The following is a 25,184-nucleotide window of genomic DNA, read 5'->3' as shown; positions in this document are numbered from 1 at the left end:
GACATGCGGGTTCCGACGAAGGTCATGCGCCTGGTCGCGGCTCTGGGCCTGGTTCTCGCCGGGGTGTTCACGCTGCCCCAGCCGGCGTCCGCCGCCGCCGGCGACTGCGCGCGGGGAAACCTCTGCTTCTGGGTCGATTCCGGCTACTCCGGGCCGCGCTACAACCTCGGTCCGGGCTCGCGGAACGCGAATCTGCAGAACAATCCGTGCGGCGGCTGCCGCAGCGGCACCAACCCGGGCGCCAACGGCACCTGGAACGACATGGCCAGTTCCTGGTACAACCGGCAGTCCGTGCCGGTCTGCCTCTACCAGAACGCCAACTATTCCGGCACCGCGATCAAGATCGGCGCGAACGGCGGGCTGAGCTACCGGGCGAGTTTCAACGACCGGATGTCCTCGGTCCGGCCCGCGATCTATCGCAGCGGCGCCGGAACGGTCCCGCCGGGCTACTTCTGCTTCTGACGACATGACCGAACGGGACGAGCACGTTCCCGCGGCTGTGATCAGCTCGGGAGACTTCGAACGCCGCCTCGCCCCCGGTGAGTCCCTGCACTTCGGGCGGGCCGTGGGCGACGGTGACCTGTCGATCGGCGGCGCCCCGGAAGACCTGCGTGTCCCCCGCCGGGCCGGCCGGCTGGAATGCCGGCCGGACGGGGTGCTCATCTTCAACCTCAGTGACAAGCGGGCCCTGACGGTCGCGGCCATCCCCGGCCCGCAGTACGAGATCGCGCCGCTGATGGTCAGCGGCACCCATCCGCACGGCGTGGTGCGTCTGAGCCTCGCAGGGCGGGCCGGCGAACATCGGATCATGATCGATGCCCGCGAACTCGCCGGACCGGGCACCGCGCCGGTGGGCGGCACGCCGACGGCCGGGTTCCGCCGGCTCGAGACGATGAGACACCGGCATCGTCTGTTCCTGTGCGCGCTCTGCCTGCCGATGATGAAGTCCTTCGGCAAGCGGGGCCGGGTCCCGACCTACGCCGAACTCGAAGTCCTGCTCGCCGACTACGGCTACCACTACAAGGCGGGAACGATCCGCAACAACCTCGACGAGTTGCGGCACTGGCTGACCTACGAGCACGAGATCCCCGACCTGATCGCCGAGGGCGGGGAGCCGGCCGGGTCGTCGCGGGTCGTCGACCGGCTGGCGCACTGGGCGATCCGGTCCGGCAACGTGACAGAGGCCGACCTGGCCCGCTTCGAAGCGAACGTGGACGATGACGGAGCCTGACCACCGGGGCGCCACGGAAGCGTCCGACGCCGTGCCCGCGGCCCCCCGCCCGGTTCCGCCGGTGCCCTCGGAGGGCACGTGGGTGGGGCCGGTGCACGAGCCCGCCCTCTACGAGCGCCTGGAATACGTCGGGGGTGGCTTCGAAGGCGCCGTCTTCAAGGCCCGCTTCGCCGGCTCCGGGCACGACTCCACCCGGATGGTCGCGCTCAAGGAATACCGCCGCCCGGCCGGCGCCGCCCGCGACTGGCCCCACGACGGCACTCTGGCGCACCTCGACAGCCAGGTCGGGCTGCTGCTCGGGCTCACCGGCAACAAGCACATGGTGCAGGTTCAGAAGCTGTTCCTGGGAGCGGTCAGCCCGGCGTCCTCCGGGGCCTACCAGACCCCGTACCTCGTCATGGAATGGATCGACGGGACGCCGCCGGCCGTCGTCCTGGAGCAGCGGAAGGTGTCCGCCCGCGAACGTGCGGGCTGGGTGCGGGACCTGGCCCGGACGATCGACCTGCTGCATTCGGCCACCCGCACCGAGAACAACCCGATCGCCCACGGTGACATCAAGCCGGGCAACTGCCTGATCACCGCGGACCGGGGGCTCGTCCTGGTCGACACCGGCGCGATCACCCGCCTCGACTCGGACGCGTCCCGCCGTGGGTTGTGCACGCCGCGCTATGCCGCCCCGGAGGTTCTGGCCGCTCCGGAACGGCCCCGGGCCGCCGCCTCCGACCTGTTCTCGCTCGGGGCGGTCGCCTTCTCCTTCCTCGTCGGTGAGGCGCCGCCCAGTGCCGAGGACCCCGACTACTACGACGAGGTACGCAGCCGACTGGACGGGACGAACTGGGGGCCGGCGTCCGGGACCGTCCGCGAGCTGATCGCCCGCTATCTGTCACCCGACCCGGCGGACCGGACCGGTCTGGACCCGGCCGCCGGCGTGCCCTCCTGGCGGCGACCTCGGCCGCGCTCGTGGCGGTTCTGGCCGGTACGGCGTACGCGGTCCGGCCCGACCACACGGAGCGGCTGCAGCTCCTGCCGGCCGACTCGTCGGACTTCGCCGTCTTCGGCCGGCAGTGGTCCGACTTCCCCGCCGCGGTCGATGGCAACACCCTGACCATCACCACCCCGACCGGCGACGGCCAGTACGACCACCTCTGGGGCTTCTATCAGGCCGACGAGCACTGCGCCGCCGAGGTCGAGTTCGACCTGCAAGCCCGGGCGGCCGGGACGAACGGCAACTTCGGCATCGGGGTCGCGCCGCGCAGCCGGCTCGAGGGCGACCAGCCGCACGGCTACTCGGTGCAGTACGAGTGGCAGACCGCGGACGTGGCAGCCCGGCCCGGTCCGTACGTGCGGCCCGCCGAGCTGCCGGGTGGGGCGTGGTCGGTCACCGTCGCGCCGACTCCGGCCCCCGACCTGACCAGCCGGCGGCACGTGATCGTCTCGGCCACCGGGTCGGCCATGACCATCACCATCGACGGGCGGGAGGTGGCGGCCTACGACGTGCCGCAAGTCGAGTGCGGCGGCGTCGCCATCCGGGCCTGGGGCGCCCAGGCCACCCTCAGCAACGTGCAGGTCAGCGGATCCTAAGCGGCCGTACGCTGCTCGACCGCTCGGTGGATGAGCCCCGCCGTCGCCTGCACGATCGGCAGCAGGCGGGGCACGATCAACTGGCTGGTGGGCAACGTGATCGACACGGCGGCATAAATTTCCCCGTACGCGTCGACGACCGGCACGGCCAGCGAACTGTGCCCGACCAGCATCTCCTCCAGCTCGACGCTGTAGCCCCGCTTGCGCACCTCGGCCAGCTGGCCGTCCAGGGCTTCCAGGGTGGGCACGCTGCGCGTGGTGGGGCGCATCAGGCCGTGCCGGCTGAGCTCGGCGAAGGCCGCCCGCCCGTCGGGGCGCAGCGCGAGGAACAGCTTGCCCGAGGCCGAGCAGCTGGCCGGGAGCCGCCCGCCGACCTCGGAGTGGGTGAGCACGTTGGCCGCGCCCGCGATCTTCTCGAGGAACAGGACATGGGTGCCGTCGGGGACGATCAGGTGCACCGTGGCCCGGGTCGCCGCATAGAGGTCGACCAGGGCCGGACGCGACACGCGGCGCAGGATCGCGGCCACCGGCACGCGCTGGCCCAGCTCGAAGACGCGCATGCCGAGCTGGTAGCTGTTGCCGACCCGCTCCAGCAGGCCCCACTGCACGAGCTCCTGGGCGAGACGGTAGGCCGAGGCCTTCGGGACCCCCGAGCGGCGGCTCAGCTCGGTCAGCCGGAGCTGGATGGCGCCGGCCCCGAACGCGGCCAGCAGCAGCTGCGCCTTGCCCAGGACGGATTTCGGGGTGCCGGTCTCTTCGTCGAGCTCGACGTCGGGCGGGATGCGGAATGCGAGGTCGGTCACGGGCGGCTCCCTCCACGCTTGTGGATCTTGCCCTCCCGACGATAGCTCCGGGTCGCGTAGGGTTGCCGCTGCCGGGCAGACAGTAATTTCCGCCCGTTCGGCCCGGGTCCGGTGACCGGAACGCGCTGGTTGCCGCTGTGTGTCCGGCCCGGCGAGGCTGGGGTTCCCGCCGACCTGAGGAGTGTCATGGAGCGATTCCGTCCCGACGCGGACTACCGGATGTTCGTCGGCGGCGACTGGGTGGCCGCTCCGCACTCCTTCGAGGCCGTCGACCCGAGCCTGGGCAGCCCGTGGGCGGCGATCGCCGACGGCACCGCGGCCGACGCGGAAGCCGCGGTCGAGGCGGCCCGCCGGGCGCTCCCGTCCTGGCGGAAGTCGTCCGTGGCGACCCGGCAGGCGCTGCTGGCCCAGATCGCCGACCGCATCGAGGCCAACGCCGACCTGTTCGCGCGCCTGCTGCCGACCGAGAACGGCCGTCCCGTACGGGAGGTGGCCATCGCCGACGTGCCGGCCAGCGCCGCGATCTACCGCTACTACGCCGGCATCGTCCGTTCGCACCGCGGCGACCAGATCCCGGTCGAGGACCCGCACAGCCTCGTCTACACCGTGCGCGAGCCGCTCGGCGTGGTCGCGGCCATCCTGCCCTGGAACTCGCCCCTGATCACCACCGCCAACAAGATCGCCCCCGCCCTGGCCGCCGGCAACACGGTCGTGCTCAAGCCCAGCGAGTTCGCCTCGGCCAGCGTGCTCGAGTTCGTGAAGCTCATTGCCGACCTGCTGCCCGCGGGCGTGCTCAACGTGGTGACCGGCGGCCCGGTGGTCGGCGCCACGCTGGCCGGCCACCCCGACGTGGCCAAGGTGACGCTCACCGGCGGCGGACCGACCGCCCGCGCGGTGATGACCTCGGCCGCGGCCGTGCTGACCCCCACGATCATGGAACTGGGCGGCAAGAGCTCGATGATCGTGGCCGAGGACGCCGACCTCGACCGGGCCGTGGCCGACGCCGCGATGGGCATCTACCTGGCCAACGGCGAGGCCTGCATCGCCTCCTCCCGCCTGCTGCTGCACGCCACCATCGCCGACGACTTCCTCGACCGCTTCGCGAAGCTGGCCCGCTCGATCAAGGTCGGCGACGCCCTCGACCCCGACACCCAGGTCGGCCCCCTCGTCTCGCGCCCCCACTTCGAGCGCGTGCTGGGCCACGTGGGCCGGGCCCGCGAGGAGGGCGTACGGGTCCTGGCAGGCGACGAGGACCTGGCGCTGGAGCCCGCGAACAAGAACGGTTTCTTCGTACGCCCCACGGTCCTCCACGACCCCACCGGCAAGGCGGACATCGTCACGAGCGAGGTCTTCGGCCCGGTCACGGTGGCCGAGACGTTCACCGACTACGACGAGGTGGTGGCCCGAGCCAACAACACCCGTTACGGCCTGGCTTCCGGCGTCTGGACCACCGACCTGGCCCGAGCGCACCGCATCGCCGGCGACCTGGAGGCCGGCATCGTGTGGGTCAACAAGTGGTTCGACCTGCCCGCCGGGGCCCCCATGGGAGGCGTGAAGGACAGCGGGTTCGGTCGCGAGCTGTCCTGGGAGACGCTGCTGGAATACAGCGCCCCCAAGACCATCAACATCGACCTCGGAGCCCCACGCTTCCCCCTGTGGGGCTGATCAGCCCAGCTTGAACGGGTCGCGCAGCTCGCCGGTCAGTTCGACGTAGACCGACTTCGTCTCCAGGTACTCCTCGACGGCCGCGAGCCCGTTCTCGCGGCCGATCCCGGATATTCCGTAGCCGCCGAACGGCATGCCGGGGGCGACCACCCGGTAGGCGTTGATCCACACAGTCCCGGCGCGGATCTTCGCGGCCACGCGGTGCGCCCGGTGCACGTCCTTGGTCCACACGGCGCCGGCCAGCCCGTACGCGGTCTCGTTGGCCAGCCGTACGCCCTCTTCCTCGTCGCCCGTGAAGGTGTAGACACTCAGCACCGGCCCGAAGATCTCTTCCCGTACGACCGTCGATCGTGGGTCGACGCCGGTGATGACGGTCGGCCGGACGAACAGGCCGTCTCCCGTCGGCTCCCCGCCCGCGGCGAAGGCGCCGCCCTCGTCGCGGGCGGTCTTCAGGTAGCCGAGAACCTTCTCGTACTGGGGAAGATTCGCCACCGGCCCCATCTCGGTCGCCGGGTCCATCGGGTCGCCGAGCTTGATGGCGTTCGCGCGGGCCACGATCCGCTCCACCAGCGGCTCGGCCACGTCCTCGTGCACGACGAGCCGCGACCCGGCCATGCACGTCTGCCCGGTCGCGGCGAAGACCCCGGCCACCACCCCGTTGGCCGCCGCGTCGAGATCGGCGTCGGGGAACACGAGCTGACACGACTTGCCGCCCAGTTCCAGGGTGGCCCGGTTGACGTTGCCCATCGCGGCCCGCCCCACCGCGATGCCGGTGGCCGTCGACCCGGTGAACGCGACCTTGTCGATCCCCGGATGACCGGCCAGCGCCTCCCCCGTCTCCCGGTTCCAGCCGGTCACGACGTTGACGACACCCGGCGGTAGCCCGGCCTCGGTCAGAATCTCGGCGAAGGCCACCGTCGAGCACGGCGAATGCTCCGACGGCTTCACCACGCACGTGTTGCCGGCCGCCAGCAGCGGCGCCAGCTTCCACGTGAACAGCAGCAGCGGGCTGTTCCAGGGCGTGATGCACCCGACGACCCCGACCGGTTCCTTCCGCGTATAAGCGAAGTAATCCGGGTTCGCGAGCGGCACGGTGGCGCCCTCGAGTTTGTCGGCCAGCCCCGCGAAGTAGAGGAACCAGGACGACAGGCCCGCCATCTGGCCGCGCATCTCGCGCATGAGCTTGCCGGAGTCACTGACCTCGAGTTCGGCCAGCCGCTCAGCGTTGGCGTCCAGGGCGTCGGCACATTTCCGCATGACCGCGGCCCGCTGAAACCCGCTCATGCTCCCCCACGGCCCGTCGAACGCCTTGCGGGCCGCCTCCACCGCCCGATCCACATCCTCGGTAGCACCATCGGCCACCCGGGCCCAGGGCCGGCTCGTGTAGGGGTTCATCGACTCGAAGACCTGACCGCTGATCGAATCGACCGATTCCCCGTCGATGAAAAGGCGAAAATCCTCCACGGTTCACGCTCCTTCCCCAAAGGACGCTAGTCCGGCCGCCCTCCCTGCCACCATCACGCCGGCGCATCCGTTCGCATCAGGACCGATGGTCACACGATCGTGACGTGCCGCCGTGGGCCGTCGACCAGCGCCGCAGTATGGTGTGTCGGAAATTCTCGGCAGGAGGATCCGCGGTAGTCTCGCGAGAGCGTTCGCGGTTCCGGGTCATCCGGAACGGCAGCCGCGCGAGCGAGCGCGGGAGGTTACGGAATTTGCGTCAAGACCGTGACTTGTCCAAGCCGCGGACGCGGAAGGCTGGTGGATGAGCGAGACAACCGGGGCACCGGATAGTGCCGAGACCCGTGGTGACGCCGTTCCGGACGTCACCCGGATCCCTCTCAGCCAGCTCGAGCCTGCGGAGAATCCGGTTCTGGAGGCGGCTATCCGACGGTTGGTGGACGAAGTCACCGACGGCCGCGAGGTGACAGCCCAATTCGGCAATTCGCCATGATCCGCTCACGCGGATGGCCGACCGATCTCGATGTGGCGAGCCTGATCGCAAACGGATTCCAGCCGTATGCGTTCCGCGACTTTGTTTTCAAGATCCATCAGCGGTGCAACCTGGCCTGCGACTATTGCTACGTCTACACCATGGGCGACAGCTCTTGGCGTGATCGCCCTATGGCGATGGCGCCCGAGGTGGTCCGGGCCGCGGCGCAGCGCATCGCTGAGCACGCCGAGACCCACCGGCTCGACGAGGTCCGCGTGATCCTCCATGGCGGCGAGCCCTTGATGGTCGGCCGCGAAGGACTACGGGCCACCGTGTCCGAACTCAGGTCCGCCATCGCCGGCGGTGCCCGGCTGCGTGTCGCCATCCAGACCAATGGGGTCCTTCTCGACGAGAGAATGCTCGACCTGCTCGGCGAGGAGGGTGTGGAGGTTGGTGTCAGCCTGGACGGTGCTCCGGCCGACAACGACCGCCACCGCCGGTACGCCGATGGCCGGGGAAGCGCCGCTGCCGTCGAACGAGCCCTCGCTCTGTTGTCCAGCGAACGCTATCGGCCGAACTTCGCCGGAATCCTGTCCGCCGTCGACCCTGAAACCGATCCGGTCGGCACGTATGAGGCTCTGATCCGCTACCGGCCACCGGTCATCGACTTCCTGCTGCCCCATGCGAACTGGAACCGGCCGCCGGCACGACCCGGCCCGAGCCTCACGCCGTACGGCGATTGGCTGATTTCGGTATTCGACAGGTGGTACGACGCGCCCGTCCGGGAGACCGGAATCAGGATCCTCGACGAGATCCTCAACTTGGTGCTCGGCGGCGCCAGCCGGTCGGAGCATGTCGGGTTGAGTCCGGTGACCGTGGTGGTCGTCGAGTCCGACGGGTCGATCGAACAGGTCGACACTCTTCGAGCCAGCTATCCGGGGGCCGGCGAAACGGGGCTGCACGTAGCCACCGACTCCTTCGACGACGCCTTGAGACACCCGGGCGTCGTCGCCCGGCAGCTCGGCGTACGTGCACTCGCCGCGGAGTGCCTCTCGTGTCCGATCCACCGGCTCTGCGGCGCCGGCCACTATCCACATCGCTACTCGTTCGGCTCCGGGTTCCTGAACCGGTCCGTCTACTGCGACGACCTCAGCCGCATCATCGCCCATGTCCAGAGCCGGGTCGCCATCGACCTGGAAAGATTGAGCGTCGTCGGATGACCGGGTTTCATCATTTGATGCCAGACGAGCTGGCCGATCTGGCCTCCGGTGTCCACCGCCCCGCCACGCTCCGCACGTTGCGGGCCGCACAGCTCAGCCGGCATCTGTTGCTCCTGCGCCACCTCGCCGCAACGGCAGCGGACCACGAAGCTCTGGCTGTGATCGACGCCGCCCGGGTCCACGATCCCGAGTCCGCGGCGGCTCTCTTGGCCGAGCCCATGGTCGGGGCGGGGCTTACTCAAGCGATCCGGCGCTCCGGAACCAGAGCATCGCGATCGAATCCGGCCCTGCTCGCCGCCTTGGCCGCGGCTCTGGCTGCCCGCACCGGCCTCGATATCGACATCAAGATTCAGGTCCACAATGACCTCATCATGATCCCCACGGTCGGCATGCTCACCGGTATGGGTACCGCTGGACAAACAGTCGAGCTACGAATCCGCGACAGCCGTTTGTCCGTCGCCGACAGCGCCGGAACAGCCGCCGCCTCGGATGACTCCGGCGTCCGGAACAGTCGATGGCTGGGCCTACGACAAATCACCTGGGGCGATAAACCGGGAACCACCCTGGGTATCGACGACATCGACCCGTGCCGCGATATCTTCCAGAACCAGCCGACCGACCGGCTGAGCAATGAGACCTTTACGGACTGGCAGACGATGTTCGCCGACGCCGGACAACTCCTCGCTCGACACGCGACTGATTGGATGGCCGAGGCGAGCGCCGTTCTCCGGACGGTCGTCCCGCTCCGCATCATCGACAGTCACATTTCGCAGAGCGTCACGGCACGACACGCCTTCGGAGCGGTCGCCATGACCATGCCGCCCTCGCCCTCCGACCTGGCCGTGTCCATCGTCCATGAGGTCCAGCACTCGAAAGTCAATGCCCTCCTTCAGCTCGAGAGCATGTTCGATCCCGACGACAGGGGCCGGTATTTCGCGCCTTGGCGCGGTGATGCCCGGCCGATCTGGGGCTTGTTCCACGGGGTATACGCCTTCTTGGCCGTGGCGGATGTGTTGAATCGGATGCGGGCCGAGCCGGTCGAGGAACGTGCGGCCGAGAAGGAGTTCGCCGCGATACGCCTGCAGCTTCGTTCCGGGCTTGACTCGCTGGCGCAGGCGCCGAGCCTTACCGAAAGCGGCCGGTTGTTCGTCGCGGCCATGCAGAAGCGCTTCTCCACGCTGGAAGCGGTGGAGGTGTCCCCAGGCACACTCCGCTCGGCCACTCAGGCGTTCGACTCGGTCCGAGCGGAATGGCACAAACGGAACGGCCGCGCGAACTGACTCTCGCGCGGCCGTCGATTGTGCCGGTCCTATGTCGGAGGCGGCTCGATGTCACACTCGGCCCGCTTGAACCGGCCGGCGTCGACCGTCTCGGGGTGGCTCGCCCCAAGTACCTCCGCGAAGTCGGCGATCGTCGCGTCGAACAGGGCCAAACCGTTGGCCTCCTGTCCGGTGGCCTGCAGATCGAGCGCCGCATTGATCGCACAGGACAGCGTGTACGGGTGGTGCTCGCCGCGCACCTCGCGGGAGATATCAAGCGTCTGGACGGAGAGGGCGCGGGCACCATTGGTGTCGTGCGCGAGAACCCGATCGTTAGCGACACCGCTGGCCGCGCACAGCGTGTAGCCGTGGTGGGCGCCCAGCAGCTGGATCATGTCGTCCAACACCGACTCACCGATCCTCCGCGCCTCACGAATCTCGCCGAGCGCACGGTAGATGACGGCCAGGTTCGACTGCGCGGCCAAGGCCAGCGGATGGCGGGTGCCGAAAGTAACGCCATAACGTCGGATCGCCGAGGCTGCCTGCTCCCGCGCCTCCACCAACCGACCGTTGACCCGCAAAGTGTTGGCGAAGGTCATCGCGGCGGCGAGGGTACGCTCGTGGTTCGGGCCGAGCCGGGACTCACACTCGAGGAAGTTCTCCTCGGCCCAGGGCAGAGCGCTGTTGTACTGGCCGGTCTTGCGCAGAGCCACGCTGAGGGCACGGGAGGCGCCGAGAACCAGAACATGGCCGCTACCGAGTTGCTGGCGGTAACGCGTGAAGACGCGGTTCAGCGACTCCAGCGCTTCGGCGTAACGGCCTCGGCCGTTCAAGTCGAGCGCAAGGTTGACGACGCTGAAGATGTACCGTGGATCGTCCTCGCCGACAGTCTGACGCCATCCGTCGACCAGTTCCTCGTCGACCGCCAGCGCACCGGCGAAGTCACCCAGGATGCGCTGATTGACGGCGCTGTTGCTGCGGGCGCGAAGGGTCTGCTCGTCCTCGTCGCCGAACACCTCACGGTGCCGGGCGACGTTCAGCTCGTCGATGGCGAGGGCTTCGCGATACTTCCCCGCCACGCGTAGGTCCACAGCGACGCTCATGGCGGCCGCCAGCGTATGTTCATGCTCGGGGCCGAAGTATGGGCTCGCCTCCAAACTGCGGTAGACCTCCTCGTCGAGCCGGCGGGCACGCTCGCGCTCACCGAGGTCGCGAAGAGCATTAGCCAGGTGGCGCTTTGCAAGCAGCGTCAGCTCACCCTCGAGGCCGACACCCTCGCCGGTCGCGACCGACCAGGTATCTGCCGCCAGTTCCCCGAGTCGCCGACTGCCCTCGTAGTCGCCGATGACCCATAGATAGCGAATCTGGTCGAGAACGACCTGCCGAGCACCATCGATCTGCGAATTTACGAGATCTGCAGCTAAGACATGCGGCCCGATCTCCTGATAGACCTGGCCGTACCGGCGGGTATCGTCAGGCTGAGCAGGATTAGCCGCCGCGAAGATCCGCTGCACATTCTCCTGACTCTTTTCCAGCAGCTCCGGACTCAATTCCTCACGTAGCACCAACTGCACCAGCCGGTGGACCTGGATCCGCTGATCAGCGTCAACCTTGGCAAGCCCATATTTCCGCAGGTCACGAATAGTTCGGCTAAGCCGGATCGGCTCCCGGATGACCGGCAGCAGCGGATCCGAAATTGCCGCCTCGCGGGCCCGTCGCAGCATTCCGACCGAGAGCGGTTCGGCACCCAGAAACGCGAACAGTTCAAGCAGCTGCGCCAACGCCGGATTAGCATTTCGCAGCCGTTCGAACGCAAGGCTGACGAATGCGGCAACGGTTGTCGGGTACCACGGCGGCTTCCCCTCGGACATCAGCTCGCGCGCATGGGTGTCGAACAGGTCGAGGTATTCGTCGACTCGCATGCCGGTCGCAGCCTGCCAATAGCGCGCTTGGTCCAGCGCGAGCGGAAGGTCCCCGAGAGTGGCGGCGAGGCGGTCGGCGTCGTCGACGGAGATGTCATCACTGCGCGTTCGGAGCAGCGCGACGCTCTCAGCGCGAGCGAAGACGTTGACCTCGATGGTCTTACTGGAGCGCTTCCACTCCTCGTTGCGCGAGGTGATGATGACGTGACCGCCCGCGGATGGCACAAGCGGAAGAATATCGTCCGGGTTGTCCGCATTGTTGAACACCAACAACCAGCTCATGCTGCTGTTCGACAGTGCGCGCAGCACCGCGTCGGCGGTCTGCTGTTGATCCAGGTTCTGCGTCAGCCCCAGCTCGTCGCACAGGTTGGCCAGGGAGGTAAGAGCGAGCGACTTCTGCTCGGCCGGGATCCACCAGATGAGGTCGTACTGATCGGCGTACCGATACACGTATTCAAGAGCAAGCTGGGTCTTGCCGACGCCACCAAGCCCGTGCAACGCCCGCGGCAGCACCGAAGCCTTCGAGCTCTCCACCAGGGTTCTCCTCAGCGAATCCAGGAGATCCTCACGTCCGGTGAAGTCCGGGTTCCGGATCGGAATGTTTCCACGAATATGCTGCCGATTATCGATAACGCCCCGGCCGGGTGGGACTGTTTCCAGAACTGGCGTCGTCTCTGACACAAGATCTCCATTAGGTGGATTTATTTCGCCCGCAAGCGTCCGGTTTTCGACCAGCCTTTCGGGGCCGATGGCACTGTACCGTTGACGTGCCTGCAAGCAAATGAAGCGTAGGCCCTCCTGGTCGAGTCCGGCAGCGCTTCCAGCCTGATCTAGCCATTCGTGAAGCGCCTTGAACTCGCTACGATCACGTTGATGTGCCACCTGTTCCACGAATATGAATAGCCGGGGCAGCTCTCCCGGCGCTGCGGGCAGTTGCTCGAGCGCGAGCGTGGCGGCCCGCAAGTCGTTCCAATCGGGGGCGGCCGCGTTGGGATCGACCAGACTATAGGCCTTCGACAGCGCCACCGGGCCCGCCGCCGCCAGTTGAACGACGAGAGAATTGCGTTGCTCCTCGGTGACAGAGAAGACGCCCGGAGTGGGTTCAGGCCGGTCGGGCGGCTCGACGCTGCCCAGCAGCTTCTGGGCGGCCTCGGCCCAAGTCTTCCGCGTGGCCAGTTGGCTCCTGGTCTCCGCAGCTCGCCGGAAGGCGGCGTCCCGGTCCCGCAAGACGGCGTCGATGGCCCGCGCCCACCTGTCGATCAAGTCGTCACCGTTGCCCGCCATCTCGACAGCGATCCGTTGCGCGTCATCGGGCGCGAGCATGCCGTCGAGGAGCATGCCGAGCCCGCTGGTCGAGCTGATCAGAGCGGGCGTGCCGGCCGTGATGGCCTCGACTCCAACGAGTCCGAAACCCTCGGCCCGGCTCGGCATCAGCACCAGGCTGGCCCGGCGAAGATCGGCGCTCAGACGCTCGACGTGCGCGGTGTACGGCCGGACGACCACGTTCAGCGAAGGGAGCTGCGCCCACTCCTGCACGCGCTCGCGAAGTTTTGCACCCGCACTGGCGGGCGCTCCGCGGACCACGAATTCAATCTCGGGACCCGGCCGACCGCCCCGCCAGCGCAGCGCCTGACCCATCGCCTGGGCCGCGATGTCGAGACCCTTGAGATTGTGGTCCTCCAGCCGGCCGAAGAGCAGAATCCGGCAGAGACCAGCCGGCGTGAGCTTCACTGCCCGATCGGCGCCGTCGCCGTCAAAGCCCGGTTCGAGCTGCAGAGGTGTGATTTCCACCGGTGCCAGGTCGTTCTGGAGCCTGTGGAAGATGCGCGGGCCCACCGCGACAACCCGGTGAGCGGTCCGCGAAAGCCGAAGCTCTTCCTCGGCGCGCGCCTCGGCCCGGGTGGACGCGTCATCGACCCGGTCGAGTTTGTGCCATTCGATTTCGTCCGGCGACATGTGCACGATGTGCAACCGACGTGCCTCCGGGAAGTGGTCCTCGTGGAGCGCCTTGGCCGACGGCCCGGTCAGCCGGGAATAGCCGATGATGATCGTCGGCGAGAAACCCGCGGGTAGCGCCGGCTTACGGGCAAGCGCAAGCGCCTCGGTCGGCTCGCCGTTCGCCTGCGCGTCAATCAGCGTCACGCCAGCCCTCTCAGCCTGACGCGTCTCCACCTCGGTTGCGGCCACCACCAGGCAGACCACCTCCGCGCCTTGCTGGGCCAACGCCAGGCAAAGCTGACGATTGAAGGTGGTGATCCCGCCGCGCCCGGAATCCCATTCGGTACATACCGCAAGAACGTGATGTTGATCAGTTCGCCTGCTCATCGCGCGCTCCCAGGACTGTTCGCCGGCCCATGTCGCACCCTTTGATCAACCGGAGTCGACGCGCTCCACGTACGACACGTTTGATTCTTCCCGGCCCGATGTACGGGCTGCAACCTGTGATCGGTTCAGACATCGACCAGGACCGTCAGCCGAAGACAGGGCACCACCGACGAAGGCGGACTCGGCTCATTAGACACTCGACGTCAATTACTCGGACAGGCGACCTGGAATTTCGCCACTCCGCACCGAGCGGGTGAAAAAGCGGGCCAAAGAGCGGATAAATGAAATTCAATCCGTGGGTACGGAGACCGCTTCACATCGTGACGCACGTTAAGCAGACACTGTTCATCGTGAACTGCCCAGGAACAGGTGCCAGGAACCAGGGATGCGGCCCTCCCCTCGTCGGAGGGCTGCAGGAATCCAGCGAGTTCAGCGGTGGCCCGTCGATCGCCGACCTGCGGTCTCGCTCTCGCCGGCGTCGCCTGTTGTCTCAAAGCTACTCTCGACCGACACGCCTTTCCCCTGATCACCGGCCTCATCGACCTGGTTCCGGCGGACCCGGGACCGCAGCGACCGCGGCTTCGACGCGAACGACCGGCCTGCGCGCCAGAGCGAATAGATCATGAAAAGGTAGGAGACCGTGTCCACGGCGTTCACTACTTCGGAGTCGGGCCGCAGCCAGAACCACCACGTCAACAAAGCCGCGATCAGGATGACCTTGTCCACGATCCGCGCTCCGGCCTGCACCAGCCGCCGCCAGCTCCTCATCTGCTCCGCCGCCTCACGCTTGTTTCCGCTCTTTCCTCAAGCATGGGAGTCGCCTCAGCGTAAAGACCGATTGCTGGCGGATTGCGACGCAAACTGACAGCTGTCGATCACGCTATCCGTTGTGCGACGCTGTGGTCTGACGAAAGCTGACGCTGGCTGACGCTTCGTTCCGGTGGAACGTGGAGGTGCTGTATGGCGGTTGCGGATGGACCTTTAGAACGTCTGACGCAGGCCATCCGTGATCTCCATCGCGACGCCGGCAAGCCTGGACTCCGGAGAATCAGCACGGCGATTCGGGGCCGGGATGACTTGAAGGACACGGTCAGCCACGAAACCGTGAGCGCAATTCTCCATGGTGGGAGCCTGCCCCGATGGCTCAAGCTCGAGTCCGTCGTTCGCCAGCTGGCCGAGTGGTCCGTGCGGAAACCCGATCCGGACGCCGAAGTCCGTCGCTTTCACGCGATCTGGCTGGAAGCGGTCGACGGACGGCCGTCGGCACCGATCACGCCCAGCCCACCGGCACCGGACGTTGTGCCCGCTGTCGACAACCCGGCCACCAGTTCGGACACCGCGTCAAGCACTGTCATCTGGAATGCCCCGGCCCGCAACGCCGCCTTCGTGGGAAGGCAGGCCCTGCTGTCAGAAATGCGCCGTCTTCTGGAGTCGGAACCTCGGCAACCGCTGGTGATCAGGGGCATCGGCGGGGTCGGCAAGACCCAGTTGGCGGGTGAGTTCGCGAACCGCGCGGCAGCGGACTACGACGTGGTCTGGTGGGTGCCCGCCGCGGAGCAGGGACAGGCCCGGGCGGCGCTGGCCTCCCTCGCTGAACGTCTTGATCTGCCCCGCCGCGCCGACCTGCACCAGACCGCCCTGGCCACTGTCGACGCGCTCGAGGAAAGCCGGCTCCGGTGGTTGCTGATCTTCGACAACGCCGACGACCCGGTGGCTCTCGCCGAGATGCTTCCGCCGGGCGGAGACGTTGTCATCACCACGCGCGGACTTGGCTGGTCACAGACCGGGAACGTGCTGGAGGTCGACGTGTTCGACCGGCGCGAAAGCATCGAACTGCTTCTGCAGCGCGGCCGTGGAATCTCTCAGGCCGAGGCGGACCTGCTCGCCACCCGGCTCGGCGACCTGCCGCTCGCCCTCGAGCAAGTCGCGGCCGTGCAGTCCGAGACGGGAATGTCGGTAACGGAGTACCTGAGGCTTTTCGGTGAGCACATGAGCGATCTCCTCGGCACCCAGCCTCAGGACGGACATGCGAGCAGTGTGACGGCGTTCGTCATGGTCGCCGTTCAGGCACTGCGCGAACGGACGCCCGCGGCCGTTCAGCTCTTCGAGCTCTTCGCCTTTCTGGGCTCGGAGCCCGTGCCGGTGAGTCTTTTCCGGCTCGGCCGGGAGGCGAACATCAAATCGTCGCTGGGCCGGGCCCTCTACCAGTTCGACTTCATCGAGCGCATCGTCGGCCAGTTGGTCCGCTACGGCGTGGCCCGGCTGGAGCCTCGTGGCGAACGGATCCAGGTGCATCGCTTGATCCGTTCGGTCGTCCACGAGCAACTCGAAGCCGCGCACGCGGAAGAGGTCCGCCTCACGACTCATCGCCTCCTCGGCGCGGCCAACCCCGGGGACCCGAACGATCCGCGGACCTGGTCCCTGCACGCCGAGATCGGCCCGCACCTCGTCGCCAGTGATGCCGTGCATTCGGACGACCTTTCCGTACGCACCGCCGTCGTCGATCAGATCAGATACCTCGAACGCCGCGGTGACTACGAGGAGTCCCGGCGGCTCGGAGAGCTGGCGGTGGCGGCGTGGAGCCGGCCACCGGACGCCGAGGCTCCCGGACCGGGAGATGATCTGACCTTCCGGGCCATCCGGGAAACGGCGAACGCCCTGCGCGCGCTCGGCCGATATGAGGATGCCCGGCAGATGACGCAGGCCGCCTTCGACCGGTTGCGGTCAGATCCCCACTACGGCGAAGGCCACCGACGCACGCTGGACCTAGCCGGCGCGCTGGGGATCTACCTGCGCATCACCGGCGCCTACGCCGAGGCGCTCGAGGTCGATCAGAACGTTGTCTCTCTGCGGGCCCAAGTGTCCGAAGACAGTCCTGCGACGTTGGGAGCGATGGGCAACCTTGCCGTGAGCCTGCGCATGAACGGGAAGTTCAGCGAGGCCTACAGCCTTGATCTGCGGACCCGGGACGGGTTCACGTTGGAACTTGGGGCTGACCATCCTCGGGCGCTCCTGGCGGCGGCCAACCTGACGAAGGATCTGTACGGGCTGGGAAAGTTCCGCGAGAGTCTGGAGCTGATCGAAAGCGTTCTGCCGCGGCAGATTCAACTTCACGGCGACAACCACGAATACGTTCTCTGCTCGCGCCGCATGCGGGTGCTCGGCCTCAGCCGTACGGGAAAGCACCGTGAGGCGGTACGGCTGGCGAAAGAGAACCGGCGCAGCGCGGACAGCTTTCTCGGGCCGACCAACGAGAACACGCTGCTCAGCATGATCACCCATGCCAACACGCTCCGGCGGGCCAAGGATCTGGTCGGGGCCAAGGCGCTCGCGGACGAAGCGGTCGACCGGTGCCGCACCGCGTTGGGCCGTACGCACCCCATGGTGCTGGCGGCCGCGGCCAACACGGCGGCCATCAACCGCCTCTCGGGGGCCCGGGACGAGGCCTATTGGAGTGACCAGCTGACCGAGCGGGAACTCGTCGCGGCCGTCGGAGAGAAACACCCGTACACGTTGGCCGCCCGCAACGGGCTCGCCGTCGACCTGGCGCTCCGGCACGATCTGGATGCTGCGCTGGCCCTCGCCCGGGTCCTCGTCGACAGCGCCGGCGACGTGCTCGAAGCGGATCATCCGAACCGGCTGGCGTTTCAGGCCAATCTCGGGTTGCTCATGATCGAGACCGGTCAGAGCGACGAGGGTGGCAGGCTGCGCGCCGAGGCGTTGGCCCGTCTGACGACACAGGGCATCTCGGTGGCCAAGGACGAGTTTGTCGAGTGCGAGATCGAACCGCCGGAATCGTGACGATCGCCGGGCGGACCTTGACGCTTTGCCGATGCGGCGCGGCGTGAACCTGGCTGATTCTGACAACGCCGTCAAGCGTTGAGCGGCAGGGCGGCTCGGATCTAGAAGCTTCCGTACGGGGTGGGGCCGGCCCTCAAGGTGCCGCCCACCGCCGCGACTCGTTCGTTCATGCCGGTCAGACCGTGGCCGCCGCCGGGAGTGGGGGTGGGATGGGTGGATGCCTTGTTGTGGACGGTGATGGTCAGGGTTCGGGTGTCGGCGGTTGCCTCGATGCGTACGGGGGCTCCGCTCGCGTGCCGGGTGGCGTTGGACAAGGCCTCCTGGATTATTCGGTACGCGGTCTGGCCGACCAGTGGGGTGGCGGTCACCTCGGGCGGCCACCGCAGCGTCACGTCCAAACCGGCGTCGGCGGCGGTGTGCACCAGGGCGGGAACGTCGGTCAGGCCCGGTGACGGCGCGAGTGAAGCGTCCGGTGAGTCGCTGCGGAGGACGCCCAGCAGGCGGCGCATGTCCTGCAGGGCCGCGCGGGAAGCGCCGGCGATGGCGACGAACTCGGAGTCGCGGGCGGAACGGTCGTCGTTCAGGCGGTAGGGGGCGGTCTCGGCCCGTACGGCGATCATGGACATGTGATGGGCGACGACGTCGTGCATCTCGCGGGCGATGCGGGCCCGTTCCTCCAGGACGGCGCTGCGTTCCTGTTCGGCCTCGGTCAGCTTCCGCTCGGCGGCCAGGCTGTGCTGGGCCTCGAGGCGACGGCGGACCTGATCGCCGATCACAGCGACAACGGCGACCGCGGCCAGGGAGGCGGGCAGGTGGTGGGACGGGAGATGTCCGGCCATCGTGGCGGTGGTCAGCAGGGCCGCCCAGATGACGGCCCGGGTCTGGTGCCGCAGGGCGATCAGCAGCACGAGCGCGGGCAGGAGCACCGGCTGGAGTGGATGCCAGGGCCAGTCGAGGCCGCCGGGGGCGATCTCGACCGGCAGGTTCAGCAGGGTCGCGACCATGGCGATCCGCCAGGCGGCCAGCACGTGCCGCGGGAGCAGGGCGACCGGCAGCCCGGCCCCGGCCGCCAACGCGAGCTTTACCGGTGCCGGCATCCCCGCGAGATGGTCGTGGACCAGCAGGGCCGTGCCGAGACCGAGCAGGACGAACACCCCGGTCAGCCAGGAACGGCGGGACGCGTACGGGATGTCCCGCCCGGCCACGACGGTCCACAGCCCGAGCATGGCCGGCTTCCCGATCGTCTCCATGAGGCCCATGGTGCGCGGCCGGGGCCGGCCGATCGATCCCGCTGACCGGAGAACCGGGGGTGGGGAAAACTCCACCCTCACACGGCGGAATCAGTCATCGAGCTGGCCGGGTCGCCACTCCTTCCAGTCGCCGGCCCGTTCGAGCGCGCCGGCGGCCCGGTAGAGGGTGGCCTCGTCCCAGTGCCGGCCGACCAGCATCAGGCCGGCGGGCATTCCGTCGCTGAGCCCGCACGGCACGGAGAGCGCCGGGTGGCCGGTGCAGTCGAAGGGCGCCGTGTTGACCACGGGGTTGAAGCCGGGGGCGGACATCTCGGCCCGGCTCGTGCCCGGCGGCAGCGGCGGCGCGACGAACGGCACGGTCGGCAGCGCGAGCGCGTCGACCTGGGCCAGGGCGTCGTCGTAGGCCTGCCGGGCGACGCGGACGAGGTTCTGGGCCTTGGCGTAGTAGACGCCGCCGTAGACCTCGCGGAGGTAGTGGCCCGCGATCAGCCCGGTCTTGATCGGCTCGGAGAGCAGGTGGGCCCGGTGGTGCCAGGCGGAGTGGGCCCGCATCAGCGCCGTCGGGTTGAGGCCGGTGATGCCCATCCAGGCGCCGTTGCCGTGCATGGCGACCTGGACGGTGCCCTCCAGGATGATCGCCGCCCAGACGTTCATCATCGTGCGGTGCTCGGGCACCGACACCTCGACGACGGTGGCGCCGGCGGCGGCGAGACGGTCGGCGGCGGCCCGGACGAGGTGTTCGACGCCCGGTTCGGCCAGGGGCTGCCCGAAGCCCTCGGTCAGCAGGCCGACGCGCAGGCCCTCGACGCCACCGGTCACCGCGCCGAGGTAGTCGCCCTTGCGCACGCCCACCTGACGCGGGTCGAGCCCGTCGGGGCCGGCCAGCACGTCGAGCAGCAGCGCGTTGCCGGCCACGGTGGCGGTCATCGGCCCGACGTGGTCGATCGACGGATCGACCGGCATGACGCCCGTGTAGGGCACGAGCCCGTGGGTCGGCTTGAGGCCGTAGATGCCGCAGTGGGCGGCGGGCACCCGGATCGAGCCGCCCTGGTCGCCGCCGACGGCCATCGTCACCGCGCCCGAGGCGACCAGGGCCGCGCTGCCCGAGGAGGAGCCGCCGGCCGTGCGGGTGGGGTCCCACGGGTTGCGTACGGGCCCGTTCGCGCTGGTGTGGCTGCCCGCGCCGTAGCAGAAGTACTCGCAGTTGGCCTTGCCGGCCAGCACTCCGCCCGCGTCCAGGATGCGGGTCACGATCGTGGCGTCGAAGTCCGGCGCGAAGCCCTGCAGCGTGGCCGATCCGGCGGTCATCGGCACCCCGGCCACGCTCACCGTGTCCTTGACGGCGATCCGGTGCCCTTCGAGGGGCCCGGATCCGGCGCCGGCGATGTCGGTGCGAACGGCCCAACCGTTGTACGGGTCGTCGGCGGGGCCCGGACGGTCGCCCGGAGTGCGCGGATACCGCACCGGCGGCAGCGGCTCGACCATGGCGTCGAGCCCGCCCAGCAGCTCGATGATGGGCGCGATGTCGTCCCGTACGGCGGCGACGTCGGCGTCCGTCAGCGGCAGCCCCAGGTGGTCGGCCGCGGCCCGGACGTGCCGGTCGGAAGGTCCGGTGATCGTCATGCGAGGGCCCCGATCCACGGGTGCGCGGCCTCGAGCTGCCCGGCCAGTGAGAACAGCGTCTCCTCACGGCCGTACGCGGCAGCGAACTGCACGCCGATCGGCAGCCCCTCCTCGGTCCGTGCAGCGGGCACCGCCATGGCCGGCTGGCCGGTGGTGTTGAACTGCGGCGTGAAGCAGAGGATGTCGATCGAGCGCTGGATGCCGTCCGGACCGTCGAACAGGCCCAGGGGCGGCGGCGGGTTGGGCACGACCGGGCTGAGCAGCAGGTCGAAGCCGCCGGTCCACCACGAGGCCATGCGGCGGCGGAAGTCGTCGCGCCAGGTCTCGTGACGGACGTAGTCGGCCGCCGACACCTTGGCCCCCTGCTCGGCCCACCACCACGTCACCTCCTCGAACTCGTCGCGGCGCAGCGGCCGCCCGGCCATCGCGGCCAGGTCGTCCATCAGCACGGTGACGCTGGGGCTGAGCAGGCCGAGCCAGTGTCCGAGGTACGCGGGGTCGGTCATCGCGGCCGGATACGCCTCCTCGACGTGGTGGCCGAGCGCGGTCAGCCGGTCGGCCGTGCGCCGCACGACCGCGTTGACCCGTGGGTCGACCGCGTAGCCGTTCACGTCCTCGACGAGCATCACGCCGATCCGCAGCGAGCCGGGTGCGTCGGAAACAGAGGAGAGGAACGAGCGGGACGGCGCGGGCGCCACCACCGGGTCGCCGGAGTGATAGCCGGAGATGGCGTCGAGGGTGGCCGCGCTGTCGCGCACGGTGCGGGTGATGACGCCGTAGATGTTGTGGGCGGCCAGCGCGTCGCCCTCGTCGGGTCCGGCGCTGACCCGGCCCCGGCTGCTCTTGAAGCCGAACACCCCGCAGTGGGACGACGGCATGCGCAGCGAGCCGCCGCCGTCGGTGCCCTGAGCCAGCGGCACCATCCCGGTGGCGACCGCGACGGCCGAGCCGCCGGACGAGCCGCCCGGTGAGCGGGTGAGGTCCCACGGGTTGCGGGTCGGGCCGGTGGCGCGCGGCTCGGTGGTGGAGACCAGACCGAACTCGGGGGTGTTGGTGCGCCCGAGCACGACGAATCCGGCCCGGCGCAGGGCGGCCGTCACGTTGGCGTCGTGGGCGGCGCGGTAGTCGATGCCGCGCAGGAAGGCGTTGCCCTGATGGTCCGGGTCGCCGGCGCTGCCGCTGCGCAGATCCTTGAGCACGATCGGCACGCCGCGGAACGGTCCATCCGGCAGCGGGCCCGCGGCCTCGTCGAGGGCCTGCTCGAAGCGGCGGTGCACGACCGCGTTGACCCGGCCGTCGAGCTCCTCGATCCGGCGGATCGCGGCGCTCACCAGCTCGGTGGGGCTTGCCTCCCCGGACGCGACGAGCGCGGCCATCGCCGTCGCGTCGAGTGCAGTGTCGGTCACGTCATCGATCCCTTCATGGGCAGGAAGCCCCGGTCGCCGTTGACCGGGGCTTCCGCGTACGGGGAGGACCTACTTCTCGGTGACCGGGATGGTGGCCAGCGTGTAGCCGAGCGTCGCGGTGTCCTTGTACTCGGCGATGTTGGCCTGGCTCCAGTACTTCGCCGTGACCACGTAGTTCTTGCCGGTCACGCCCTTCTTGGCGTCGTCCATGGCCTTGATGACGGCCATGCCGGTGGCGTACGAGTCCGGGTCCCAGGTGCCGCTGAGCCGGCCCTGCTTGACCGCCTCGATCGCGTCCGGGTCGCCGTTCGAGCCCTGGATGATGATGCCTTCGCTCTTGCCGTCGGAGATCTTGCGACCGGCCCGGGTGGCTGAGGTCGACGCGCCGATGGCCGAGGAGTCGTTGTACGACCAGACCGCGTCCACGTCCGGGTACTTGGTGAACGTGTCGGCGGTCAGCGAGGCCGCGTTGGCCGAGGTGTCCTTGGTGTTGTCGATCTGGGCCAGGATGGTCAGCCCGGCCGCCTTGGCGGCGTCGCTGAAGCACTTCACGTTGGCCTGGATCGACGGCACCGGCGGGCCGCCCATGACGATCACCTTGCCGCCCGGGCGGGCGGTGGCGATCTCCTTGGCCGCGACCCGGTACGGCGACTGGTCGTCGTCGCAGCGGTTGACGCCCCACCACACGGTCGAGGAGACGTTCGCGCCCTCCGAGTTGACGCCGATGACCGGGATGTTGGCCGCCTTGGCCTGGGCGTACGTGCCCTCCATGGCGCCCGAGTCGAGCGCCCAGAGCCCGATCGCGGCCGCCTGCTGCTGGATCATCGTCTGCACGTTGGAGACCTGCTGGTCGGCCGAGAGGTTGGCGTCGATGACGTTGACCTCCCAGCCCAGCTCCTTGGCGCCGGCGTTGAGGCCGTTGGTGACGATCTGCTGGCCGGGCTGCGAGGCGACCGGGCTGGAGTAGGCGACCTTGAGCCCGCTCGTGCCGCCGGAGGCCGAGGCGTCGTCGCCCCCGCCGCAGGCCGCGGTGCCGAGCAGCGCCGCGACGCCCAAAACAGAACAAGAGGCAAGTTTCCACCGGGAAATGGACATGACAGTTCCTCCGAGGGGTGAAGGCACGACGAGCGCGGGGGCGCGAACGACCGTGTGGCACGAACGAACGTGAGGCGCGAACAAGCGAACAAGCGTGAAGGCGCGAACGAGCGTGCAGGCGAGCGCTAGAAAGACTTGACGAGAGCCGAAGCGGTCCGCTCGGCCAGCGCCATGACTGTGATCATGGGGTTGACACCGGGCGCGGTCGGCAACGCCGAGGCGTCCCCGATCCAGACGCCCTTGACGTCGTGGAGCTGTCCCCAGCCGTCGGCCACCGAGGTGGCCGGGTCGGCGCCGAGCCGGCAGGAGCCCATCTGGTGGGCGGAGAAAGCGGTGTGGTCGTCGATCGGGGAGTCGGCCAGCTGGGTGAGGTACGCGTCGAAGTCCTCCCCCTTCGTCCAGCGCTGGTCGCTCCAGTGGAAGGTGAAGATCTCGGTGGCGCCGGCCTCGCGGTGCATGCGGGCGAGTTCGGTGTGGGCCCGTACGGCGATCCGGTGGTCGACATCGTCGTCGAGGTTCCAGTGCACGGCGGCCCGCCCGTCCGCGTCGAGATAGACCTCGCCGCTGCCGTGGTCGTGCGAAACGCCGTGCCAGGTGGCGAAGTAGGGCAGCTTGCGCAGCTGGTCGCGGGTGGTGCGGCCGTCGGTGAACGGGGACTGCCCGCCCCACGTGCCCGGGTTGAGGGCGAGGCTCTCGACCAGGAAACCGCCGCCGTCGACGACCTGGGTCAGGTCGAAGCTGACGGCCGACTGGATCTGACCGTGCCAGGCCTCGACCGGCTCCTCGTAGACGCCGGTGACGATCCACGCCGGGTGCAGCGTGAGGTTCTTGCCGACCGCGGGACCGCCGATGCCGGAGCGCAGCAGCACCGCGGGTGACTCGATGCCGCCGGCCGCGACGACGACGTTGCGCGCCGAAACGGACAGCGAGGTAGTGCCGTCGACGGTGGCGAGGACGCCGGTCGCGCGCCCGTCCTCCGTGACGATCTTGTCGACGTGCGCGCCGACGACCACCCGGGCCCCCGCGTCCACGGCGTCCTGCAGGTACGTGTGCAGGGTCGAGCGCTTCTTGCCCTGCTGGCAGCCGGCGTTGCAGTAGCCGCACATCGTCGCGTCGTCGTCCAGCGCGGCGTTGCGGGGCAGCCGCTCGTGCCGGTACCCGAGCGACGCCAGCCCGGTGATCATGGCTCGGGTGTTCGCGTTGTACTGGGTGGCGTCGGTGTTGACCCCGATCCGGTCCCACACCATGTCGGTGAACTTGTCGAACTCGGGGCCGTCCAGACCTTCGAGCCCGTACGAGGTCCACAGCTCCCGGATGTGCTCCGGCGTGCGCAGGCAGACCATGGAGTTGATGACCGTTCCGCCGCCGAGCGTCGCCCCGGCCAGCACGCCCATCTGCCCCGACGACGACCACAGCGAGCCGCCGCGCAGGAACATGGTGGCCGCGCCGAGCGAGTCGATCTGCCGGAAGTCGGCCTCGTTGCGGTACTGCGCCGCCTCCAGCACGAGCACCGACTGGCCGGCCTGGGCCGCGCGGGCGGCCACGATCGCGCCACCGGCGCCCGAGCCGATCACCACCACGTCGGCGTCCAGCTCGGCCTCACCCGCGGGCAGGGTCACGAGCGGGAAGTCCTTGGGGGCGGCCGGAGGCTTGGAGGCCGGGCCGGGATAGCCCAGCGCGGGCCACGTCGGGTTCGTGCCGGTCTCGTCGACCGCCCCGACCAGCGTGGCCAGGGTCATGGCCTTGAGCTGCCGTACGCCGAGACGCAGCCGCATCGACTCGTCGGCCACCGCGAGCAGGGTCGCCGTCCGGGTCTCGAGGTCAGCCGAAGCAAAGTCGGGTCCGAGGCGCTCCAGGAGGGAAGCCACCGCGCCCCGGGTGAGGGCGTCGAGCGACCCGACCGCGCCGGCCACGGCCACGTCGATGCCGCGGGCCTTGGCGCCGTCACGGTAGAACGCGATGGTGGCGTCGTCCGCGCCCGCCGGGGCGTCCAGGGACGGCGCGAACGTGTCGCAGACCGCCTGGATGATCGCCTGGTCCTGTACTTCCGGCATGGAGTCCTCCGTCGCT

17 protein-coding genes are annotated in these 25,184 nt (G+C 69.1%); 8 read left to right on the top strand and 9 right to left on the bottom strand.

Annotated features, from left to right (window positions below; translation table 11 throughout):
- Positions 1–3: 3 nt before the first annotated feature.
- Genes JIG36_RS09295 through JIG36_RS09285 form a run of 3 tightly spaced genes read left to right on the top strand, consistent with a single transcriptional unit; the run spans position 4 to position 2,336 of the window.
- Positions 4–462, top strand: coding sequence for a peptidase inhibitor family I36 protein (locus JIG36_RS09295; protein WP_203375605.1), 459 nt, complete (start codon positions 4–6; stop codon positions 460–462).
- Between the two features lie 4 nt (positions 463–466).
- Complete coding sequence (locus tag JIG36_RS09290) at positions 467–1,231, top strand: hypothetical protein (RefSeq protein WP_203375604.1); 765 nt, start codon at positions 467–469, stop codon at positions 1,229–1,231.
- Positions 1,218–2,336 carry a protein kinase domain-containing protein gene (locus JIG36_RS09285; protein WP_203375603.1) on the top strand — a complete coding sequence of 373 codons (1,119 nt, stop codon included), beginning with the start codon at positions 1,218–1,220 and terminating at the stop codon, positions 2,334–2,336. Before JIG36_RS09290 ends, JIG36_RS09285 begins: the two co-directional genes overlap by 14 nt.
- Positions 2,337–2,808: 472 nt before the next feature.
- Here the strand turns inward: JIG36_RS09285 and JIG36_RS09280 are convergent, their stop codons facing one another.
- Positions 2,809–3,615, bottom strand: coding sequence for an IclR family transcriptional regulator (locus JIG36_RS09280; RefSeq protein WP_203375602.1), 807 nt, complete (start codon positions 3,613–3,615; stop codon positions 2,809–2,811).
- Between the two features lie 186 nt (positions 3,616–3,801).
- Here JIG36_RS09280 and JIG36_RS09275 point away from each other — a divergent pair, with 186 nt between their 5' ends.
- Complete coding sequence (locus JIG36_RS09275; RefSeq protein ID WP_203375601.1) at positions 3,802–5,280, top strand: aldehyde dehydrogenase family protein; 1,479 nt, start codon at positions 3,802–3,804, stop codon at positions 5,278–5,280.
- Here the strand turns inward: JIG36_RS09275 and JIG36_RS09270 are convergent, their stop codons facing one another.
- Entirely contained in the window at positions 5,281–6,744 is a 1,464-nt protein-coding gene (locus JIG36_RS09270) for an aldehyde dehydrogenase (RefSeq protein ID WP_203375600.1), read from the bottom strand. It abuts the gene before it with no gap.
- Positions 6,745–7,045: 301 nt separating this feature from the next.
- Between JIG36_RS09270 and fxsA the strand changes: the two genes are divergently transcribed.
- From fxsA to JIG36_RS09255, 3 genes are read left to right on the top strand one after another with little or no spacing between them, the layout of a single operon-like run.
- Positions 7,046–7,234: an FxSxx-COOH cyclophane-containing RiPP peptide gene (fxsA, locus tag JIG36_RS09265; protein WP_203375599.1), complete on the top strand. Its 189-nt coding sequence runs from the start codon at positions 7,046–7,048 to the stop codon at positions 7,232–7,234.
- Positions 7,231–8,433: an FxsB family cyclophane-forming radical SAM/SPASM peptide maturase gene (locus JIG36_RS09260; protein WP_203375598.1), complete on the top strand. Its 1,203-nt coding sequence runs from the start codon at positions 7,231–7,233 to the stop codon at positions 8,431–8,433. The genes fxsA and JIG36_RS09260 overlap by 4 nt, the downstream gene beginning before the upstream one ends.
- Positions 8,434–8,450: 17 nt before the next feature.
- Positions 8,451–9,713, top strand: coding sequence for an aKG-HExxH-type peptide beta-hydroxylase (locus JIG36_RS09255; protein ID WP_203375597.1), 1,263 nt, complete (start codon positions 8,451–8,453; stop codon positions 9,711–9,713).
- Positions 9,714–9,742: 29 nt separating this feature from the next.
- Here JIG36_RS09255 and fxsT (JIG36_RS09250) read toward each other — a convergent pair whose 3' ends face one another.
- Together fxsT (JIG36_RS09250) and JIG36_RS09245 are read right to left on the bottom strand one after the other, a co-directional pair.
- Positions 9,743–13,939 (bottom strand): FxSxx-COOH system tetratricopeptide repeat protein, encoded by a 4,197-nt coding sequence (gene fxsT, locus JIG36_RS09250; protein ID WP_203375596.1) that lies wholly within the window; start codon positions 13,937–13,939, stop codon positions 9,743–9,745.
- Positions 13,940–14,368: 429 nt separating this feature from the next.
- Entirely contained in the window at positions 14,369–14,665 is a 297-nt protein-coding gene (locus JIG36_RS09245) for a hypothetical protein (RefSeq protein WP_203375595.1), read from the bottom strand.
- Positions 14,666–14,899: 234 nt separating this feature from the next.
- Between JIG36_RS09245 and fxsT (JIG36_RS09240) the strand changes: the two genes are divergently transcribed.
- Positions 14,900–17,740 carry an FxSxx-COOH system tetratricopeptide repeat protein gene (gene fxsT, locus JIG36_RS09240; RefSeq protein WP_236046196.1) on the top strand — a complete coding sequence of 947 codons (2,841 nt, stop codon included), beginning with the start codon at positions 14,900–14,902 and terminating at the stop codon, positions 17,738–17,740.
- Between the two features lie 101 nt (positions 17,741–17,841).
- On the opposite strand, the gene JIG36_RS09235 is transcribed toward fxsT (JIG36_RS09240), so the two are convergent.
- From JIG36_RS09235 to JIG36_RS09215, 5 genes are all read right to left on the bottom strand, one after another.
- Positions 17,842–18,990 carry a sensor histidine kinase gene (locus tag JIG36_RS09235; protein ID WP_203375593.1) on the bottom strand — a complete coding sequence of 383 codons (1,149 nt, stop codon included), beginning with the start codon at positions 18,988–18,990 and terminating at the stop codon, positions 17,842–17,844.
- Positions 18,991–19,080: 90 nt separating this feature from the next.
- Positions 19,081–20,613, bottom strand: a complete 1,533-nt coding sequence (locus JIG36_RS09230) for an amidase (RefSeq protein ID WP_203375592.1) — start codon at positions 20,611–20,613, stop codon at positions 19,081–19,083.
- Positions 20,610–22,019 (bottom strand): amidase, encoded by a 1,410-nt coding sequence (locus JIG36_RS09225; protein WP_203375591.1) that lies wholly within the window; start codon positions 22,017–22,019, stop codon positions 20,610–20,612. Before JIG36_RS09225 ends, JIG36_RS09230 begins: the two co-directional genes overlap by 4 nt.
- Positions 22,020–22,088: 69 nt before the next feature.
- A complete protein-coding gene (locus JIG36_RS09220) occupies positions 22,089–23,114 on the bottom strand; it encodes a sugar ABC transporter substrate-binding protein (RefSeq protein WP_203375590.1) in 1,026 nt (341 codons plus the stop codon).
- Between the two features lie 125 nt (positions 23,115–23,239).
- Complete coding sequence (locus JIG36_RS09215) at positions 23,240–25,168, bottom strand: GMC family oxidoreductase (protein WP_203375589.1); 1,929 nt, start codon at positions 25,166–25,168, stop codon at positions 23,240–23,242.
- Positions 25,169–25,184: the final 16 nt, after the last annotated feature.

It is taken from the genome of Paractinoplanes ovalisporus (assembly GCF_016834655.1).
Lineage (GTDB): Bacteria > Actinomycetota > Actinomycetes > Mycobacteriales > Micromonosporaceae > Actinoplanes > Actinoplanes ovalisporus.
The sequence above is the reverse complement of the archived record's forward strand: the minus strand, read 5'-3'. Positions and strand labels throughout refer to the sequence as shown.

Coding starts and splice junctions, on each gene's coding strand:
- JIG36_RS09295 (WP_203375605.1), top strand. CDS start 4: ATGCGGGTTCCGACGAAGGTCATGCGCCTGGTCGCGGCTCTGGGCCTG.
- JIG36_RS09290 (WP_203375604.1), top strand. CDS start 467: ATGACCGAACGGGACGAGCACGTTCCCGCGGCTGTGATCAGCTCGGGA.
- JIG36_RS09285 (WP_203375603.1), top strand. CDS start 1,218: ATGACGGAGCCTGACCACCGGGGCGCCACGGAAGCGTCCGACGCCGTG.
- JIG36_RS09275 (WP_203375601.1), top strand. CDS start 3,802: ATGGAGCGATTCCGTCCCGACGCGGACTACCGGATGTTCGTCGGCGGC.
- fxsA (WP_203375599.1), top strand. CDS start 7,046: ATGAGCGAGACAACCGGGGCACCGGATAGTGCCGAGACCCGTGGTGAC.
- JIG36_RS09260 (WP_203375598.1), top strand. CDS start 7,231: ATGATCCGCTCACGCGGATGGCCGACCGATCTCGATGTGGCGAGCCTG.
- JIG36_RS09255 (WP_203375597.1), top strand. CDS start 8,451: ATGCCAGACGAGCTGGCCGATCTGGCCTCCGGTGTCCACCGCCCCGCC.
- fxsT (WP_203375596.1), bottom strand. CDS start 13,939: ATGAGCAGGCGAACTGATCAACATCACGTTCTTGCGGTATGTACCGAA.
- fxsT (WP_236046196.1), top strand. CDS start 14,900: ATGGCGGTTGCGGATGGACCTTTAGAACGTCTGACGCAGGCCATCCGT.
- JIG36_RS09235 (WP_203375593.1), bottom strand. CDS start 18,990: ATGGAGACGATCGGGAAGCCGGCCATGCTCGGGCTGTGGACCGTCGTG.
- JIG36_RS09230 (WP_203375592.1), bottom strand. CDS start 20,613: ATGACGATCACCGGACCTTCCGACCGGCACGTCCGGGCCGCGGCCGAC.
- JIG36_RS09220 (WP_203375590.1), bottom strand. CDS start 23,114: ATGTCCATTTCCCGGTGGAAACTTGCCTCTTGTTCTGTTTTGGGCGTC.
- JIG36_RS09215 (WP_203375589.1), bottom strand. CDS start 25,168: ATGCCGGAAGTACAGGACCAGGCGATCATCCAGGCGGTCTGCGACACG.